Here is a 19,542-nt window from a genome sequence, read left to right as displayed (position 1 = left end):
ATAGATGTTTTCATAACTCGGATGAAGACTTCTCTTTTCGATTTTCACAGTCAGAGATGTCTTCATAACTCGGATGAAGACTTCTCTTTTCGATTTTCACAGTCAGAGATGTCTTCATAACACCGATGAAGACATCTCTTTTCGATTTTCACAGTCATAGATGTCTTCATAACACCGATGAAGACTTCTCTTTTCGATTTTCACAGTCAGAGATGTCTTCATTATGACCTCTTCCTTTTAATTTTCGCTCGAGAGAAGTCTTCAACTCAACTCCCTGCTGCTTTTCACAATTCTCAAACCGTCAACTTCCCAAGCACCACCTGCTTAGCCGCACCAGTAGCAGTAGGTACATTATTAGGCAAACCGAATAATGTCTCATTTGCCAATATAGCAAAAGCAACCGCCTCTTTAGACTCGCTGGAAAATCCAAGATCCTCCTGCGTTTTCACAGTAAAATCACCTAACTCCTTCAGGAACTCAAGAAGAGTGGCATTATAAGCCCCTCCCCCACTGACAACAAGAGTGTCAACTCCACCTCCAACAGGCAGGAATCGATCGAATTGATCTACAATAGTCATAGCTGTAAACATCGTGACCGTTGCCAAAATATCTTCGGAAGAAAGTCTCTTCCCAAGCATTCTATCAACTAGCTCTCTAGTAAAGGCGGCCCCGAACAACTCCCTACCCGTACTTTTAGGTACAGGCAACGTAAAATAAGGATGTGCCATCAACTCATTTAACACTTCTTCGTTGACTGTACCTTTTGCCGCAAGCTCTCCATTCTTATCAAAAAGAAACCTACCTTCCGTCAAAATATTCATCGTCTCATCCATAATCATATTCCCCGGTCCTGTATCAAACGCGATCACATCTGAAGCAGAACCACCTTTAGGGAGATAGGTCACATTCCCTATTCCTCCAATGTTCTGCAAGGCGATATTCTCCCTATCTGACCGAAAAAGTAAATGATCAACATAAGGAACTAATGGTGCACCTTCCCCACCTGCAGCCATATCGCGCACCCTGAAATCAGAAACAACAGGGCATTTAAAAACCTCTGCAAGTACAGATGCTTCTCCAATCTGCATGGTCGATTTTACTAAGCCCCTATCTTGCTGATCTACAGGTATATGATAGATCGTTTGACCATGAGACCCAATGAAGTCAATATCCTCCAAGCGCAAACCTGCATTTTCCACAACCGAACGCGCAGCTATGGAAAATAACTGCCCAAGTTCAAAGTTAAGACTGCACAGTTTATCCACAGAGCTCTCAGCAGGATTAAACTGTTTAAAAATCTCACTCCTCAACGCTTCAGGAATATCCACCGTATCAAAGGCAAGTTGTTGATAACTCAGCTTTTCGCCACTGCCTCTTACAGAAATGATCGCAACATCCACACCATCCACAGATGTTCCAGACATGATGCCGATACCGATCCGTTCTGGTTTACTTGTAACGTTTAATAGTTTTTGTAGCATGGTTAATTTACCCTTGCTGTTCCAAGTGTGATAGGCAGTTTCCCTATTGCTTTTATTTCGCCTAAAAGGAATTTACTAACCGATTGAAGGGCAAGCTTCCTGCTTTCATAAGTAAGGATATAGGTGGATACCTCTGGGAACTTATCCACATCATATGGACTTCTTAGTGCAATGACGGCTACTTTATCCCCATATTTCGTAACAAGTCTTCGAACAAGATCCGCCTGAGAAACGTGCTGAACGGCTTGATATGTGGCAACCATTATTTTATCCACACCAGAAGCTACTAAAATCAACTCTTCTACCACTTCATCCTCTGGAGTGACAGAAACAATAACTTCTGTTAGATTTGGCAACTTTTCCTCTAAAAAGCTACCGATGGTGACCTCTGAATATAAAGTATCATCTGCTCCTGAAGTAACATAAGGATCTACAGATATCAAAAGGATCTTTTCTTCCGGTTGAAGTGGGATTATCCTCTCATTTTCCCTAACCAAAGTAATGCTCGCCTCACTGGCTTTTTGTGCAAGTTCTGTATGATCAACAGAACCGATTTCACCTTGACAATCCGCCCATTCAGCACTCTCTTCCTGAAGATTACGTGCTTCCTTCAATGTAAGAACCCTCTCCACCGCTTCGTCAATGTACTGTAATGAGATACGACCCGACTCCACTGCTTTTATAACCGCTTCTATCGCCCTTGTCTGGCGCTCAAATGTATGACTGATAAGGACTTGATCGATTCCCGCCTCGACTGCCAAGATAGCAGCTTCCTCTATGCCGTAGTAATCAATAATTGCGTTCATCTCCATGCAATCTGTCATAACCACGCCTTCATAGCCCATATCATTACGTAATAAATCCGTTACCACCTTTCGAGATAAAGTGGAAGGTACTTTCTCTGGATCAATAGAAGGAAATGCAACGTGGGCGATCATAACTGCATCCACTCCTTGCTTAAACGCTTCATTAAAAGGAACCAGTTCCAACTCTTTTAATCTCTCTAAATCATGATGAACCACAGGGAGGTCTAAATGGGAGTCCACACTAGTGTCTCCATGCCCGGGAAAATGTTTTACAACAGCGGAAACATTGGCATCCTGCAATCCCTTCACCGCTTGTACCCCCATCTTTGCAACAAACTCTGCACTCTCGCCATAAGAACGAACACCGATGACAGGGTTTAAAGGATTGTTGTTCACATCGATGCACGGCGCATAATTCATGTTTATCCCAAGCAAGCGGAGTTCCTTCCCCACTACTTTTCCTAGCTGGTAAACTGTCTCTTCATCTCTACCTGCGCCAAGTGCCATGTTGCCAGGGCTTAACGTCACACCCTCTGTTATTCGGGCAACCATTCCGCCTTCCTGATCAATGGAAATAAAGAGTGGAGCTGTTCCCACAACCTTTGCAGCTTTCTGTAATCCTTTAGAAAGCGCTTGAACTTGTTTAGGATCTTCCACATTTCTTGCAAAATAAATGACTCCACTAATGTGATAATCTTTTATTAGTTTCACTATCTCCTCAGAAGGGGTAGTACCGTGAAAGCCTGCAACAAACAATTGACCTACTTTTTCCTGCAATGTCATCTCGTGAATTGTCTTCATTCCAAGTCCTCCTCTATCAATCATAAAGTAATATGGAATCTATTCGCTTCTTCCAATCATCTAAACCTTTGTCCCAGCTTTTTGCTACCACCTCATAAGGTAAAAGGGCGTCGATTCCCATCCGGACTTTTTCCGTTCCCCACAATAGGTCAGCAAAGGGGGGCATGCCCTCTTTAAATGGTTCTAGCCACGTTGCCTCTTCATGAACGGAAAAGATAGAATGCAAAAACTCATATGCTGCTTTGGAAACTTCTAAAGAGTCGCGATCTGTAACCAAAAGTTGCACTCCTTTACAAAGTTCACCAGCATGCTTACTCATGTTTGGCGTAAAATAAGCTGGAATAAGCTCTACACCTGCCAGGTTTTTATCTGCAAAATGCTTAATCATCTCTTCCGGCTTAAACCATGGCGCACCAATCCATTCAAACGGCTTGGTTGTTCCCCTTCCTTCCGAAAGATTCGTCCCCTCGATAAAGCATGTAACGGGATAATACATAGTTGTGGAAAAGTGCGGAATGTTTGGGGATGGCGGAATCCATTGCTGTTGCCATTGATCGCCCCACATGCTCCGATTCCAGTTTTCCACCTCGTAAACATGCAACTCAACCTCCGGGTATAACTCCTTTTGAATCAACCTTGCATATTCCCCTATCGTCAAACCAAGACAAACCGGCAAGGAATGAGGGCCGACAAATGAAACAAACTCTGACTCCAGGATATTTCCTGACATAAGCAGTGCAATGGGATTAGGACGGTCCATTACCACAAACGCCGTTCCAGTCTGCTGACAGGCCTCCATGATGTACTTAACTGTCGCTAAATATGTATAAAATCTTACTCCTACATCTTGAATATCAAAAAAAATGGCATCTACATCTTCTAACAACTCTGTAGATACCTTTTTGGATGGTCCGTATAAGCTAAAAACAGGCAACCCTGTCTTTTCATCAATAAAATCTTCTACATGCACTCCTGCCTGAACATCTCCTCTTACGCCATGTTCACATGCAAATAGTTTATGAAGGGTTATTCCTTCCATCTCATTCAACACATCGATAGTAGAGCGGAAATCAGAAGTGATTCCTGTTTGATTCGTAACAAGTCCAATTCGTTTTCCACTCCACATATCTGGTTTTTCATCTACAAAACGGTCGATTCCATATAAGACTTTAGCCATGTTTCCCTCCTAAATATTTACCGTTTCCCAACTATCCATATTTTCTTCTGTAGCAATGACAGTACTTGTTACAATATTATTGAAAAGTGTCGCAAGGGCAGGGAAAATAATAAAAAGGCCCACGACAGTTAATAACAATAAAGCAAAGACCGATAAGATCTGGAAGAACGATAGAATGGTATACAAAGGATTTTTCACTAGAAGTTTTACACTCGTAAATATACTATCCTTTAATGAATACTCGAATTTCACCAATAAAGGAACGGTATAAATCTGACTTAAGAAAACCATGCCGCAGAAATAGGTTTGAAAGCACGCTAATGCAAAAGCAAACGTTCCACCCACTTGGTTGTAATGCCACCAAGAAGCAGCAATGATGATGACGAAAAAGGATAAAAATAAGCTATACCCGATGCTTGGAAGAAAATATTTCTTTATTCCCTGAAAGAAACTCTTAATGACAGATGTGCTTCTATCAAGCAATAACTGTTGAACCGCCCAGGCAGCCCCCACAAACAAAGGCCCCACTACGATCATCACGTATACAATAGAAAATGGCAGTTTAATAAGAAAGAAGGATGGACTAAGTACCGTCACCATTATAAGGCTGATCATGACCATAGAAACTATATGTTTATAATATTCTCTCCCTGTGACTCTTATAATTTGTGTTAATCCATCCATTACACTCTCTCCTTTAAAATCTTTTCTTAGTTGTAATCGTTAAAGCTTATTAGAATATTCTTTTCTCTGTTGTAGGATCAAATAAATGCATTTTATCTAAGTTGAATACATAATTTTTCGCTTCTCCAGGTCGGACAAAACTCTCACCATGTACTTTTGCGGTAATCATTCGTTCTCCAATCGAGAAGTACACAAGGTTTTCTCCACCTAGATGTTCCATTGCCTTAACTTTTATGGCCGCTTTATTGTTGGTTGGAACGGTAAACGCAAACTCTTCATCATAAATATCTTCCGGTCGTAAACCAAGTATTACTTTCTTCCCGACATAATCTGAATATTGTTTTACAAGTCCTTCTGGAATAGTGAAGGTAATGTCACCAATTCTGAGGGTAGATACCGTTTCAAGCACAGCATCGAAAAAGTTCATTGGAGGGGAACCGATGAAACCTGCCACAAACATGTTTGCGGGGTTACGATACAATTCTCTCGGTGAAGCTATCTGTTGGACTTCCCCTTTATTCATAACGACAATCCGTTCTCCAAGTGTCATTGCTTCCACCTGATCATGTGTAACATATACAATTGTTGCGCCTAATCTCTGATGTAATTCTGCCAACTCGATACGCATTTGCACACGCAATTTGGCATCCAAGTTGGATAAAGGTTCGTCAAAAAGGAACACTTTCGGGTCTCGGACAATGGCTCTACCAACAGCCACACGTTGTCGTTGTCCTCCACTCAATTCTTTTGGTTTTCTATCAAGCATCTCATCAAGTCCCAGAATTCTGGAAGCATATTGAACCTTCTTTTTAATTTCTTCTTTGGATACCTTCATGTTTTTTAATCCAAATTCGAGATTCTGTTCGATGGTCATATGGGGATATAGCGCATAATCTTGGAACACCATTGCAATATCTCTATCTTTTGGGTGCATATTGTTTACTACTTTATCTCCAATGTAAATATTTCCTGAAGTTTGTCTTTCAAGTCCTGCGATCATGCGGAGGGAAGTCGTCTTTCCACATCCGGATGGTCCTACAAATACGAGGAACTCTTTATCTTTTATCTCAAAGCTGGCATCATTTACAGCAGTGAAGGTTCCGCCACGCTTTTCGTCCACGAAGGTTTTTGTGATGTTTTCCATAATGATACTTGCCATTTCTTCCACCTATCCTTTCACTGCACCTATTGTAATTCCTTGTAAGAAGTAACGCTGTAATGCAAAGAACAATATGAACATCGGCAGTGCAGCGAGCATCGATCCTGCCATCATTGCCCCATAATCTGTTGCATCTTGGAATTTAAAGCTAGCCAATCCAACTTGTATCGTTCTCATGGAACTGGACTGCGTAACAAGGAACGGCCAAAAGAATTCATTCCAGGTAGACACAAACGTGAAAATTGCTAACACAGCCACACCAGGCTTAGATATCGGTAAAATAATCTTTCTGAATATACCAATCTCACTGCATCCGTCGATACGGGCAGCTTGAATGAGAGTGGTCGGAAGTGTAGACATATACTGTTTCATCAAGAAGATGTTGCCCACTACGGTAAACATCGGGAGCATAATGGCTAAATATGTATCTACCAGCCCGAATACATTTACGATCATGATATAAACCGGAATTAGTGTTACCTGTGCGGGAATCATCATCGTACCTAGCAGTAACCAGAAAATAGTATTTCTTCCTGGGAATCGTAGTTTCGCAAATGCGTACCCTGCTAGAGAAGAGAAAACAACATTTGATAACGTTAAGACGGATGATACAAAAATACTATTAAATAACCAACGCATTGCATCTGTTTCTGTCAAAAATCGAACATATGTCGCAAGTGTCACTTCGGACGGAAACCATTCAGGTTTAAAGGAGACACTGACAGTCGTATCCCGGAAGGAGGAAATTAACATCCAATAAAGGGGAATGATCGTGATAATGACCCATAAAATAAGGATGCTGTAACTGATCACACTATAAATCTTCTTTTTACGATTTCTTGCTTTTTCTTTTTTCAAGGCAATATCTGCATAATTTTGATTGCTTACTGTTGTCGTTTCCAAAAGATGTTTCCTCCTTTCCTAAAATTCCACATCAGATGACATGACTTTGAATTGGATGACAGATGCCACAATGATCACCGCTCCAAGCACAAATGATTCTGCCGCGGCCAAACCAAATTTATAATATTCGAATGCGTGTGTGTAAATTAGATAAGCAATAGTGGTAGTCGCAAAGTTAGGACCACCCTGAGTCATAAGATAGATACTCATGAACACTTGGAAACTCATAATGATGCCTGTTACTAAAAGGTATAAAGTAGTAGGCTTTAATAATGGCCAGGTGATGTTTCTGAATTTCGACCACTCAGACGCATGATCGATATCTGCGGCCTCATAAAGAGATTTGGGAATCCCTCCAAGTGCTGCGAGGTAAAGAATAATACCGGCGCCATGTCCTGTAAGATAAGACATTAGCATGATAGAAAATAATGCTGTACTACTCTGCCCGAGCCACATGATGTTATCGATACCAAAAAGACCTAGAAACATATTGAAAAGTCCTGCAGTGGTTGGATCATAAATCCAGAACCACACTAACGCGATGGTTACCCCAGAAGCTACCGTTGGAAGATATAACGACGCTTTGAAGAAAGTTTGAGCCTTTTTGGCACGTGGAAAGATTAACACTGCCAAGAATAGAGTGATGGCCACATTCACCGGAACTGTACCTACTGTGAAAATAAATGTATTCCACATTGCTTTCCAAAAAATATCATCATTCACCATCGTTTGATAGTTTTCCAACCCTACCCAAGTGGAACCTAACACATGATAGTTTTGAAAACTCATAATAAAGGCGTATCCTACTGGAAATAGTGTAAACATTAGAAAGAGGATGATAGGAACAGCTATGAAGGCATAACACCATCCATAATCTTTTATAAACTGGGAGAAATTAAATTTATTGGTTGTTGCAGTTGCTGCTGGTTTCGCTGACATGTCTACACCTCCTTATAAATAAAAGAGGAAGAGCGTTACCCCCTCCTCTTTTCCTTCTACCTTACTTAAAGATTTCCTCACCTTTGGTCTTAAAGGTTTCTAACGCCTCTTCAGGAGTCAATTCACCGCTTAGTAGACCTTGGAATGTTGGGATGACTACCTCTGTACGGAAGCGATCATCTTTTGCTGCCATCTCAGCACTTGCGTTTGCTGGTGGTAAAACTTTAGAAGCTAGAACTTCCGCAGCCGTTTCATTATAAGGCGCCAATGGCATTTCAAACTTGCCTTCAGCATCTTTATGAACTTGTGGCAATGCCAATGCTGCTGCAGCTTTACCAGCTTCTGCACTTGTTAGGTGTTCTAATACTTTTACGCTATTATTCAAGTGTTCTTCTTTAGCATTCTTTTGAGTGAATAACATGTATCCTTCAGATCCACCAAATGATACTTGCTCTTCCCCTTCGTTATGAGGGATTGGCAATAGAACGAAATCTACTTCCTCTCCTTCAATTTTCCCTGCTTTGATTTCTTCATTATGAGCTTCTACTACAGGGTCGAAGTAAGGGATAGCGCGCCCAAAGAACATTGCTTGGTGGTTATAGAACAGTTCCATACGTTTTGCAGGATCAACTGCAGCTGTTTCTTTTGGCATAATGCCAGAATCAACCAAGTTCGAAATATATTTCATCGTGTCTAAGATTTTATCGTCATTCCAAGTCGTTCCATCCGCATTATAACGGCTTGGAAGACCATTGTTCATCGCTAAATGAACAAGAAGTTCTTCGTTGTTTCCTTGGAATACAAACCCGTAAGTGTCTTCACCAGAGTCTTTCTTGCCAACACCTTTAGATGCTAGTTCTTCAAACTCATCCCAAGTCCAGCCTTCTTGTTGGATCTTTTCATAGTCAACGCCGGCTGCTTCTAACATTTGTTTGTTTCCACCCCATACATGTAAGAACATGTAAATTGGCAATCCATATAGGTTATCTTCAATTTTCATATAGTCTAAAGCAACTTCATTATAGTCATCTTGAGAAACATTTAACTTGTCATTAAGGTTTACAATCAAACCGGAATCCACATATTTACCTTGTGGTTTGCCAAAATAAACATCCGGTGGATTACCAGAGTTCAAAGCAATATCAAACTTCTGTGGACCTTCCGCCCAGCTTAGTACTTCATATTCTACTTTAATATCTTCATTTTCTTTTTCGAATGAAGCAATTAACTCTTCTAATTCTGCTTCATATTCACCATGAACAGGATATGTCCAAACTGTTACAACGTCTTTTCCATCGGATGATGTCGATGAATTGTTGGAGCAACCAAGAACCACGGCAGCTACAAGCAACATGACCATCATTAAACTTAAACCCCTTTTCAAAACCAATTCCCCCTTGAAAATTTTTATTTATTATAAGCCTTTATAGCCTTATAAACGAATCCATTTGCGTCTTTTAATAACTCTGCCGCTTTGTCTTTACTGACTTGGCAGGTGTAAATAATAATAGCGATTTTCGGATTACCCTCTGATTGATCAAAAAGCTCACTAGCTTCCTCAAACGAGCAGCCGGTTACATTTTGGATAATCCTTTTTGCACGATCCACCAGTTTTTTATTCAACGGTTGAACATCCACCATCAAGTTGTTATAAACTTTTCCTAGTTTCACCATGGAAGTAGTTGTGATCATATTTAGAACCAGCTTTTGGGTGGTACCAGCTTTCATTCTTGTGGATCCCGTAATTACTTCAGGGCCAACCTCTATATTAATCTTGTAATCTGCTACTTTATTAAGGGCAGAATCCTTTGTGCAGGTGAAGGAAACTGTACTTGCACCAAGTTTCTTCGCTTCCTTTAGCGCACCAATCACATAAGGTGCTCTTCCGCTCGCCGTAATTCCAATTACCACATCATGAAGCCTGACACCGTTGTTATGTATGTCAGAGGCACCAAGTTCTTCACTGTCTTCTGCACCCTCCACCGCTTTAAAAATGGCCGATTCTCCGCCTGCAATAATCGCCTTTACCATTTCTGAGGGGGTTCCAAAAGTCGGAGGACATTCGGATGCATCCAGGATTCCGATTCTACCGGACGTCCCTGCACCAACATAGAAGAGCCGACCTCCCACTTCAAAGGATTTCACCACTTGATCCACCACCGCAGCAATGCTTGGGATTTCCCTTTTAATATGAAAAGGTACTGTTTGGTCTTCCTCATTGATGACTTCGAGAATTTCTTCCGTAGATTTACGATCGATCTTTAATGTTTTCAAGTTCTGCTGCTCCGTCACTAAATCTTGCAAATTTTCTAATCCCATCATCACCATCACCTTTTTTTTATGTAACTCTTATTATCTGTAAGTCTTATTGATTGTTTCTCTGGATTTTTTCAGATATTCGACTGATTGTTCAAAGTCCATCGCAGCAACTGCTGTGAATAATATGTCTATTACATTCAATTGCGAGATTCTAGATGAAGTTGCCGCACTTCGAATGGATGATTCCATGGAAGAGATGGATAAATTAATATCCGAAATCTCTTTTAACGTGTTTGTACCGTATTTCGTTATGGCGATTGTTACAGCTCCTGCCTTTTTCGCTTCCCTGATAGCTTCAATCGTCTGTATTGTTTCTCCCGAATAAGAAATCCCAACCGCTACATCAGCCTTGGTCATCGTTGTAGCAGAAGTTAGTTGAAGATGGGAGTCACTGTATGCAGTGCAAAGTTTGTTTATCCGCATGAATTTCTGTTGAGCATCCTGTGCGATGAGTTGTGAGGCAGCCACTCCGTAGAAGTCTATTCGATGTGCTTTATGTAACAACTCGACTGCTTTGGTTACTTCCTCTTTATCAAGTAATTCCAATGTGTCGCGTAAAGATTTAATATTGTTTTCGGTAATGGTTTTCATAAATGTCGGAATATCTGCGTTATATCTAAACTCATGATATGCTTCTTGGCTGTTAGACGAGATGCTTGTAACATCTCCCGCGATGCGCAGCTTTAATTCTTTATATCCGTCCAAGCCGATTTTCTTACAAAGTCTAATAATAGCCGCTTGACTAGAATTGCTTTTATCAGCTAATTCCTTTACAGATAATGTGCAAACTTCCTCAGGGTGTTCAAGTATAAAAGTAGCGGCATTTCTCTCCGCCGGATTAATTGTTGATAACGCTTCACGTAAGCGTAATAGTCCACCATTCATTTTCTATCATCCTTTTACTTCCGTTTTCATCCGTATTGTTAACTCTTCTTCCAACCTTTTTATAAAGATTGGAGTGATGCTTTTTCCCGTTTCCTTATGAGCAGCATAGATAGCACCTGCCACAGGATGTTGGGCTGCCAACTTGAAAGAAAACGGCGAACGCTCTTTCAATCCTTTTTCTTTTAGATAGTTTATTATCAACTTTGCATGCTGATTGATTCCGCCTGTTAACACGATAGGAATTTGCGTGTGGTCCCCTTCGTGCTCATATAACTTATGAAATAGTAAAGTAATATCTTTGAACATGGAATCTGCTGCTTCATGTAGGAATTTGGTAGCTTTTTCATCACCTGTATCGGAAAGCTCTATCACGATTTTAGCAATGGAGGCAACTCGGTCCCGACTTTTCCCCAACTCATACATGTTGGGTATCAGTTCCGGTACTGTTTTCACATTAAATTTTTTGAGAATCAGAGTTGCCATCTCTTCAGGTAACTCACCACAATCAAATTCAGAAAAAATATGTTCCAACGCCCTTTTTCCTAATGCAAATCCACTATACCCATCGCCAATAAGAAAACCCCAGCCACCCACGCGGCCACGTTTTTGGCTTTCATTAATACCGAAGGCGATAGAACCTGTTCCGCTGATACATACAATTCCTGGTTGGCCTTTTGTTTCCGAATAAAGTGCTGTCACAGCATCGTTATCAACGAAAATGTTGGCAAGCGGACCTGTGAACTCTCTCAACAACTTGATGAACCACTCTTTTTTTCCGCCACTTTCGACACCTGATATTCCTGCAAAAACAACATCTTCCTCTGTAAGCGCTTTCCTTTTTGTTAAAACAGAAAACAATTCATTGATTTCATGACGAACTGTTTCCTCTGACGAACTATTGGGATTAGAAGGACCTACCGTTTTAAATGCAGTGATCTTTCCACTGTCGTCTACAGCCACTCCTGTAGTCTTGGTGCCTCCCCCATCAATGCCTATAATCATTGTCTTTCCCCTAACACTTTTAATAACTTAAGTATAAAATTTCTGATATTTAGTGTCAACGATTATTTTTAATTTTGAAACTAAATTTCAAAAATGGTTCTAAAAAACCACTCGGGGTGAGTGGTTTTGAATGGTTTTTAGTTATCAACTCGTGTGTCCAAATCCACTTCTATACATTCTAATTTTTCATTGGACATTAATGCGTTGAAAAGCTGTTTACCTCCACCGAAAATAGTGAAATCAAGGTCATAGTCAGTGGATATGAACCAGCTGCGGTCTTCAGGCCACCAATATGTAGGGGATGCCAGGCCGTCCATTTCCCCCTTGTTGTAAATAGTGAATATATCTTTGAGTTTGCCAGTATACAGATGTCCGTTTTCCACTTCTTCTTCAGGAATCCTACCAATAAGTTTCAGGATGTTATAAAAGAAATAACATGATTTATGTTCATTAAAGGGTGCCAATACCTGGGTCATTTCCTTTAGCACATCCATATTTATACGACCTTCATCTGGAAAAATCAAATATCTTGGATAACCTCCCAGCTTCCTTTCAATCGCCTTGGTGCTGATCTTATTGTCAAATGTGATGTCATACTTTTTAGCGAGCTCCTTGAGGGTGATCCCTTCACCCAAATCAATTGTCACCTCTTCATTCGGAGGAATCTGGTTCCAGAGAAGCGTCTCATCTGTAATGCCTCGGTCTCGGTAAAAAGTCGAATTCATGATTTTACAATAGTGGGTATAACGATTAGGAATTAGATTGCACACCCTGCCGCCATTCCAGTTTATGGGGTCTATGCTGACTGTTTCTTCTTCTATCCACTCATAGGTGGTTAAATCATTCATTTTCCTTATCAACTTTTTCCTCCTCTTTCTATTGCTCTGTCAATATAACCGGCCCATTTTTTGTGATGGCAATAGTATGTTCATATTGTGCAGAAAGCTTTCCGTCTACTGTCCTCGCCGTCCATCGATTATCATCCATCTTACTTCGCCAAGTTCCTTCGTTTACCATCGGTTCAATGGTAATAACCATTCCTTCTTTTAGACGAACACCACGCCCAGGTGAGCCAAAATGAAAGACTTGCGGCTCTTCATGAATGTTTTTACCAATGCCATGTCCGGTAAAATCACGGACAATGGAATATCCCTCTCCTTCTACATAGGTTTGAATGGCATGACCGATATCACCAAGCCTGTTTCCGATAACAGCCTGTTCCATTCCAATATATAGGGAGTTCTTCGTCACATTCATCAGGTTCTGCGCCGCCTCACTTACGTCACCGACGGCATAGGTCCAGGCCGAATCTGCGAGTGCACCGTTTAAATTAACTACCATATCAATCGTAACAAGATCTCCTTTTTTTAACGGAGTATCCCTCGGGAATCCGTGACAAATCTCATCATTAATGGAGGCACAAGTAGCAAACTGATACCCCTTGTAACCGTATTGCTCCGATTTAGCGCCATTCTTTTTTAAAAAGGCATCCACATATTTATCAATTTGCATGGTGGTAACACCGGGTCTGATCATCTTCGCCAATCGTCTGTGACAGGCAGCTAAAAGTTTCCCCGCCTTTGCCATTGCTTCAATTTCTCTTTCCGATTTTAGAATTATCATTGTTTTGCACCCTTATCTGTTTGTATTCTATATATTATAAAATTTTCCTTTTTTAAAGATGATAGTTAGTTTATGAAAATACTTGTGGTAAAGTGTTTTGGGATAGTTTTTGGGGCCTTCTATTTATTTCGGAATTCTAAATGTCCGAAGATTTTAGATTTTTGACCGAAGTTTCTGCGATTTTGACCAAAGATTTGGCAGAGTTGACCGAAGATTGACGGTAAATGTCCGAACGAAATTTTGGGGTGGCCGAAGGTGGAGAAAAGTTGACCGAACCCCCACCCTCAAATGTCCGAACCCCCTGCTATAGCACGATAAAAGTGTCCGAACCACTGGGCAAATTGACCGAACCAATTTTGAGGTGCATAAAAGTGGGGGTTTTTGTTGATTTTCGGGCAAAATCAGCTCAATTTTTTAGATCTTCCCTTAATGAGGAAGCCAATTACCTAAAACCACTTCTAGTAAGGGCAATTCCCATTCACACAAACTAAAAAGCACCATCCAACTCACTGGACAGTGCTTCAAAAAATATTAAACCAATTCAAATGTCTCTTCAATTTCAATGCTGCCCTTAACAGATTGAACCATAGGGCAGTTTTTGCTAGCAAGCTCAATGGCAGACTCAATTTTGCTCTCCACTAGGTCCGTACCTTTAATCGTGTAATGAATATGTATCTTCTCAATTCGGTTTGCTTCTTTTTCATTTCGTGTAACATCCGCTTTTATCGCTATGTCTTCAATCTCTAGACGTTTTTTCTTTAGTATGCTCTTCAGCACGCCTCCACTGCAGACGGCAATGGAAGATACCATCAACTGATATGGACGGAAACCATACTGCTCATCCCCTGCTACATGTAGTTCACCGTATTCTAGATTCGTTGTAAATCCGACTTCTTTCATTTTGAATTCCATTTGGCTGTCATCTCCTTCTTTCTATAGAATAGCAAATCGGCAAATATTCCTGCCAGTTTTTTGTTTGCTAAATATTATCCATTCCAATATGGTCATAAGTTATGTAGAATTAGGGATGGTAAAAATACTTAAATTTCGAGGTTGCATCTTATGAATCGTTTTCGTTTTTGGATCCTTGTTTCCATTGTAGCAGTTTCCGGCTTTAGCCAAGGAATGCTGTTACCATTAATAGCTGTTATACTTGAAAATAGTGGCGTCTCCTCCACTTTGAATGGATTGAACGCTACTGCTTTATATATTGGAATCTTACTTGCATCGCCTTTTATGGAACAGCCTTTACGTAAATACGGCTATCGTCCTGTTATATTGGTCGGTGGTTTTCTAGTTGTTGTGTCTCTAGCCCTTTTTCCATTATGGCAAAGCTTTTGGTTCTGGTTTATTTTGCGGTTGCTGATTGGAATTGGGGACCACGCCTTGCACTTTGCAACACAAACTTGGATCACCTCGTTTTCTGCTGAAAATGTACGTGGCCGAAATATATCTCTCTACGGGGTGTTTTTTGGAATAGGCTTTGCGACCGGACCATTAATGACTCCACTGGTCGAAATTAATCAGGCCCTACCTTTTATCGTTTCTTCCATTCTTTGTTTGATAGGCTGGTTGTTCTTATTTTTCCTAAAAAATGAGCATCCGGACCAAGAACTTGGAGTAAACTCCTTCTTCGAGACCATCAAACGTTTTCGTAAAGCTTGGAAATACGGATGGATTGCGTTCCTGCCGCCTTTAGGCTACGGCTTTTTGGAAGCTTCACTGAATGGTAGTTTCCCCATTTATGCTTTGCGAACAGGTATTGAAGTCGGAAATGTTTCTGTATTACTTGCATCCTTCGCGATTGGTGGAATTGTCTTTCAGCTGCCTCTTGGGATACTGAGCGATAAATTTGGTCGTCGGAACATCTTATTGGTGATTCTCTCTCTTGGGTGCTTAAGTTTTGTGACGGCGAGTTTCCTTGAAGGAACTTTCATCGCATTAGCAGTATGCATCTTTATCGCAGGAATGCTTGTCGGATCTACCTTCTCGCTCGGTATCAGCTACATGACCGACCTGATGCCAAAAAACCTGCTCCCAACTGGTAACCTTATGTGCGGAATAGCCTTTAGTATTGGAAGTCTGGGAGGTCCATTCTTTGGAGGACTTTTTATTCAATACTTTTCAGACATCAGCTTTTTCCACATCATCAGCTTTTTGCTGTTTGTAATATTTCTGTTAACATACTCTTTTGGAGAGCGCGGATTGGTTGCGGTGAAAGGGTAAAAAAAGAAAAAAACAGGCGAATCCAGCTTCTGGGTTCGCCTGTTTTTAATTAAAACTCCCATTTTTAAAAAACTTTCAAAAAGTTGTTCCATTTCTAAATATTCTGTTATATAATAATATCAATCGAACATACACTGTACTAATACAAAGGAGGAGAAAGTAATATGAGCAGACAAGAACGTAAAAACATGATTAACTTTATTGAAGTGATGAAGAAGGCGGATCGTGAATCGTTAGCTTTTATGACGGATGCAGACATCGAGCACTTATACAATAATGTATACGAGCAAATGATGATCCATCAGAGTCTTTAAACAAACAAAAAACTGCAATCCTCCTCTATCAAGCGGAAGATTGCAGTTTTTCTTTTGCTGTCTTATCAGATGCCTTCTGTCCATTAACAATAATAATGCCTACAACCACTAGCATTAAACCAATCAAAATTGTATAGTGCATAACCTCGTCTAAAAAAACACCAGATAACAGGACACCAAATACAGGGACAAGGAACAAGTACATGGACACCTTGCCCACCTTGTTATATTTCATTACATTGTTCCACAATATAAATCCTGCTGCAGATAAAAATGCAAGATACACCACAAGTAACAGCGTATAACCACTAAACTCAAACGGAAGAAACCCTGCACTCGCTCCACCAACGACAATCAGTCCTACTGACCCGAACAACATTTGATAAGCCGTCAAATAGGAAACATCCATCGACGCCGCGCGTTCTTTTGCCATGATGTTTCCATAGGCAGAAGCCATCATGGCCAGCAACAACAATAATTCTCCTATTCCAAATTGAAAACCTGCCCCTGCTTTTGGTAAATTAACAATCAACACTCCTCCAAAGCCGAGGGCAATTCCAAGCCATTTTCGTACAGACAATGAATCGTCAGCATATAAAAAATGCGCAAACAGGATTTGAAAAAACGAAGCTGTTCCAGCAATAACAGCTCCCTGCATGCCGGTTGAATAGCTTAATCCAAAGTAAAACAATAAATATTGCAAGAAAGTCTGTACAAGCCCTAACTGTGCCAATGGAACGATTGTCGCTCTTCTCAGTTTTAACGATTGTTTGAATAGGGTAAAAAATATAAAGATCATGACTCCAGCGAGGAAAAATCGATAGCCGGCAAACAAAAGTTGCTTGTCGTATTCATTCGCTCCTATATCTAAAGCTGTATAACTTAATTTTATTGCAGGAAAAGCACTGCCCCACAGAAATGTTGCAAACATCGCCGCTGCAATGATACCAAGCTTGCTTGTGAAAAATTTTTCAGCCGTCACGGCTATTCACCTTCTCTCCAAGCTACATTATACACAGAAGAATCACACGGTACATACTGTATAGTCTTGGAAAAGAAAAAATACTGGATATCTTTCAGATAATAATCTATAATAATAACTAGATAATAATTAATATAATTTATTGATAACTACTCTCATTAAGAGATACTCCTTATAAAGTGTAGCTGCTATCACGATAGATGGCAGCTTTCGTCATTTAATAAGGCTAATGATGTTGATTATTTTTCTCAATTAGGAGGTCGATTGCATGAAAAAAATGACAGAAAACCTACAGAAAGATTCACTTTTTAACAAGTTCACCACTCATATTGAACTTATTTTTGCTATTATCTCAGGGATTCTTATTTTTACAGGCTGGGTCCTGTTAAAGCTTGATATACAGACGGCTGCGGTCCCCATATTCATACTTGCTTTTTTAATTGGAGGTTATTTTAAAGCTAAAGAAGGCATTCAAGATACTATAGAAGAAAAAGAATTGAATGTCGAAATGCTGATGATTATTGCGGCCATTGGTGCCGCCATCATTGGGTATTGGATGGAGGGCGCTATCCTTATCTTTATTTTCGCTTTAAGTGGCGCCCTGGAAACTTACACCTTGAATCGGAGTCAAAAAGAAATCTCCGCACTAATGGACATTCAACCTGAGGAAGCATTAAGAATAAAGGATGACATGGAAGTAAGAGTGCATATTTCCCAACTCGCTATTGGTGATCACGTACTTGTTAAACCTGGCGAGCGCATCCCTACTGACGGAAACATTGTCAGAGGGGAATCCGCAATCGATGAAGCTGCTATCACTGGCGAATCAATCCCCCTTGAGAAAAAACAAGGTGATGGGGTCTATGCGGGAACGATGAATGTGAACGGCTCCATTGTAGTGGAAGTTACCAAACTTTCTACAGAAACTTTGTTCCAAAAAATTATTAATCTTGTCCAAAATGCACAAAGTGAAAAGTCACCTTCTCAACAGTTTCTAGAGCGTTTTGAAGGGCCATATGTAAAAATTGTCCTTGGCGTTGTGGCCATCATGATGGTCCTCCCCCATTTTCTGTTGGGATGGAGTTGGAACGAAACATTTTATAGAGCAATGATTTTACTAGTTGTTGCTTCCCCTTGTGCACTTGTTGCTTCCATTATGCCAGCAACATTGTCGGCCATCTCCAATGGGGCACGCAAAGGAATTTTATTTAAAGGAGGCGTTCACCTAGAAAACTTAAGCCATCTGCAAGCCATTGCGTTTGATAAAACAGGTACGCTAACCAAAGGAAAACCAGAAGTAACAGATGTTGTCGTACGTGAAAACATTTCACAAGAGGAATTCTTATATATTGTCGGCTCTATTGAAAGCTATTCCAACCACCCACTGGCACAAGCTATCACTGCATATGCCAAAAAGAATATCGCTAAACCGCTGCAACGTCCAGATCATTTGGATGACAAGGCTGGTTGGGGAGTAAAAGGCAGTCTACATGAAAATGAATACCTTGTCGGAAAGGCAGACTTTGTTGGTACAGATGCTGCCAAGGTATTTGGGAATGGCGCTGCAGAAACCTTTACAAATGAAGGCAAGACGGTTGTTTACGTAAGAGACGAAACAGGAATTGTCGGCATCCTTGCGTTGAAAGATGTTATACGTAAAGAAACCGTAGAAGCCATCCAACAACTGCAAGCCCTACAGGTTCAAACCATCATGATTACGGGTGATAGCGATCGCACAGCTGCTGCCATTGCAAAACAGGCCGCTATCGGAAAATATGTCGCAGAATGCTTGCCGGAGACTAAAGTAGAAACGGTAAAGAAACTAAAAGAAGAATATAATATTGTCGGCATGGTTGGTGACGGGATAAATGATGCTCCCGCACTCGCAACAGCAAATGTGGGCATAGCCATGGGTGAAGGAACAGATGTGGCACTAGAAACCGCTGACGTCGTTTTGATGAAAAATGACCTTGTTAAAATTGCCGAAGCCATCAAACTTTCAAAGCGGATGAACAAGATTATTAAACAAAATGTTATTTTCTCCATAACTGTTATTATGCTTTTAATCAGTTCTAACTTCCTTCAATTCATCGACCTTCCTTTCGGAGTAATAGGCCATGAAGGAAGTACCATACTTGTCATCTTAAACGGGTTAAGATTATTGCGATAAATTCACCATCTAAAAAGCAGCGGGCACATGCCTCGCTGCTTTTTGCTATCTAGTGGTATCCATTTTGTCCA

General features: G+C 40.6%; 18 protein-coding genes. 3 read left to right on the top strand and 15 right to left on the bottom strand.

Features of this window, described 5'->3' with window-relative positions; translation table 11 throughout:
* Positions 1–293: 293 nt before the first annotated feature.
* The 14 genes from anmK to LC091_RS16515 form a co-directional block, all read right to left on the bottom strand.
* Positions 294–1,481 (bottom strand): anhydro-N-acetylmuramic acid kinase AnmK, encoded by a 1,188-nt coding sequence (gene anmK, locus LC091_RS16580; protein WP_226683141.1) that lies wholly within the window; start codon positions 1,479–1,481, stop codon positions 294–296.
* 2 nt (positions 1,482–1,483) lie between these two features.
* Positions 1,484–3,088, bottom strand: coding sequence for a beta-N-acetylhexosaminidase (nagZ, locus tag LC091_RS16575; RefSeq protein ID WP_226683140.1), 1,605 nt, complete (start codon positions 3,086–3,088; stop codon positions 1,484–1,486).
* Positions 3,089–3,104: 16 nt separating this feature from the next.
* Complete coding sequence (locus LC091_RS16570) at positions 3,105–4,265, bottom strand: exo-beta-N-acetylmuramidase NamZ family protein (RefSeq protein WP_226683139.1); 1,161 nt, start codon at positions 4,263–4,265, stop codon at positions 3,105–3,107.
* A 9-nt stretch (positions 4,266–4,274) separates the two neighbouring features.
* Complete coding sequence (locus LC091_RS16565; RefSeq protein WP_226683138.1) at positions 4,275–4,949, bottom strand: hypothetical protein; 675 nt, start codon at positions 4,947–4,949, stop codon at positions 4,275–4,277.
* A gap of 49 nt (positions 4,950–4,998) precedes the next feature.
* A complete protein-coding gene (locus tag LC091_RS16560; protein ID WP_226683137.1) occupies positions 4,999–6,108 on the bottom strand; it encodes an ABC transporter ATP-binding protein in 1,110 nt (369 codons plus the stop codon).
* 9 nt (positions 6,109–6,117) lie between these two features.
* Positions 6,118–6,921, bottom strand: a complete 804-nt coding sequence (locus tag LC091_RS16555; protein WP_404819697.1) for a carbohydrate ABC transporter permease — start codon at positions 6,919–6,921, stop codon at positions 6,118–6,120.
* Positions 6,922–7,029: 108 nt separating this feature from the next.
* On the bottom strand, positions 7,030–7,950 hold the full coding sequence (locus tag LC091_RS16550) for a carbohydrate ABC transporter permease (protein ID WP_226683135.1): 921 nt from the start codon (positions 7,948–7,950) through the stop codon (positions 7,030–7,032).
* Between the two features lie 61 nt (positions 7,951–8,011).
* Positions 8,012–9,334, bottom strand: coding sequence for an ABC transporter substrate-binding protein (locus LC091_RS16545; protein WP_226683134.1), 1,323 nt, complete (start codon positions 9,332–9,334; stop codon positions 8,012–8,014).
* Between the two features lie 23 nt (positions 9,335–9,357).
* On the bottom strand, positions 9,358–10,269 hold the full coding sequence (gene murQ / locus LC091_RS16540) for an N-acetylmuramic acid 6-phosphate etherase (RefSeq protein WP_226683142.1): 912 nt from the start codon (positions 10,267–10,269) through the stop codon (positions 9,358–9,360).
* A 33-nt stretch (positions 10,270–10,302) separates the two neighbouring features.
* Complete coding sequence (locus tag LC091_RS16535) at positions 10,303–11,154, bottom strand: MurR/RpiR family transcriptional regulator (RefSeq protein WP_226683133.1); 852 nt, start codon at positions 11,152–11,154, stop codon at positions 10,303–10,305.
* Between the two features lie 6 nt (positions 11,155–11,160).
* Entirely contained in the window at positions 11,161–12,156 is a 996-nt protein-coding gene (locus LC091_RS16530) for an N-acetylglucosamine kinase (RefSeq protein WP_226683132.1), read from the bottom strand.
* 137 nt (positions 12,157–12,293) lie between these two features.
* A complete protein-coding gene (locus LC091_RS16525) occupies positions 12,294–13,004 on the bottom strand; it encodes a hypothetical protein (RefSeq protein WP_226683131.1) in 711 nt (236 codons plus the stop codon).
* A gap of 28 nt (positions 13,005–13,032) precedes the next feature.
* A complete protein-coding gene (gene map / locus LC091_RS16520; RefSeq protein ID WP_226683130.1) occupies positions 13,033–13,779 on the bottom strand; it encodes a type I methionyl aminopeptidase in 747 nt (248 codons plus the stop codon).
* 531 nt (positions 13,780–14,310) lie between these two features.
* The gene (locus tag LC091_RS16515) at positions 14,311–14,691 is read right to left on the bottom strand and encodes an OsmC family protein (RefSeq protein ID WP_226683129.1); all 381 of its coding nucleotides are present in this window, start codon (positions 14,689–14,691) and stop codon (positions 14,311–14,313) included.
* Between the two features lie 150 nt (positions 14,692–14,841).
* Here LC091_RS16515 and LC091_RS16510 point away from each other — a divergent pair, with 150 nt between their 5' ends.
* Both LC091_RS16510 and LC091_RS16505 read left to right on the top strand, forming a co-directional pair.
* Complete coding sequence (locus tag LC091_RS16510) at positions 14,842–16,005, top strand: MFS transporter (protein ID WP_226683128.1); 1,164 nt, start codon at positions 14,842–14,844, stop codon at positions 16,003–16,005.
* 164 nt (positions 16,006–16,169) lie between these two features.
* Positions 16,170–16,319: a BH0509 family protein gene (locus LC091_RS16505; protein ID WP_010191652.1), complete on the top strand. Its 150-nt coding sequence runs from the start codon at positions 16,170–16,172 to the stop codon at positions 16,317–16,319.
* Between the two features lie 28 nt (positions 16,320–16,347).
* Here the strand turns inward: LC091_RS16505 and LC091_RS16500 are convergent, their stop codons facing one another.
* Positions 16,348–17,301 (bottom strand): DMT family transporter, encoded by a 954-nt coding sequence (locus tag LC091_RS16500; RefSeq protein WP_226683127.1) that lies wholly within the window; start codon positions 17,299–17,301, stop codon positions 16,348–16,350.
* A 268-nt stretch (positions 17,302–17,569) separates the two neighbouring features.
* Between LC091_RS16500 and LC091_RS16495 the strand changes: the two genes are divergently transcribed.
* A complete protein-coding gene (locus LC091_RS16495) occupies positions 17,570–19,471 on the top strand; it encodes a heavy metal translocating P-type ATPase (protein ID WP_226683126.1) in 1,902 nt (633 codons plus the stop codon).
* Positions 19,472–19,542: the final 71 nt, after the last annotated feature.

The organism is Sutcliffiella horikoshii (assembly GCF_020524325.1).
Classification (GTDB): Bacteria; Bacillota; Bacilli; order Bacillales; family Bacillaceae_I; genus Sutcliffiella_A; species Sutcliffiella_A horikoshii_D.
This window is presented reverse-complemented; position numbering and strand designations above follow the sequence as displayed.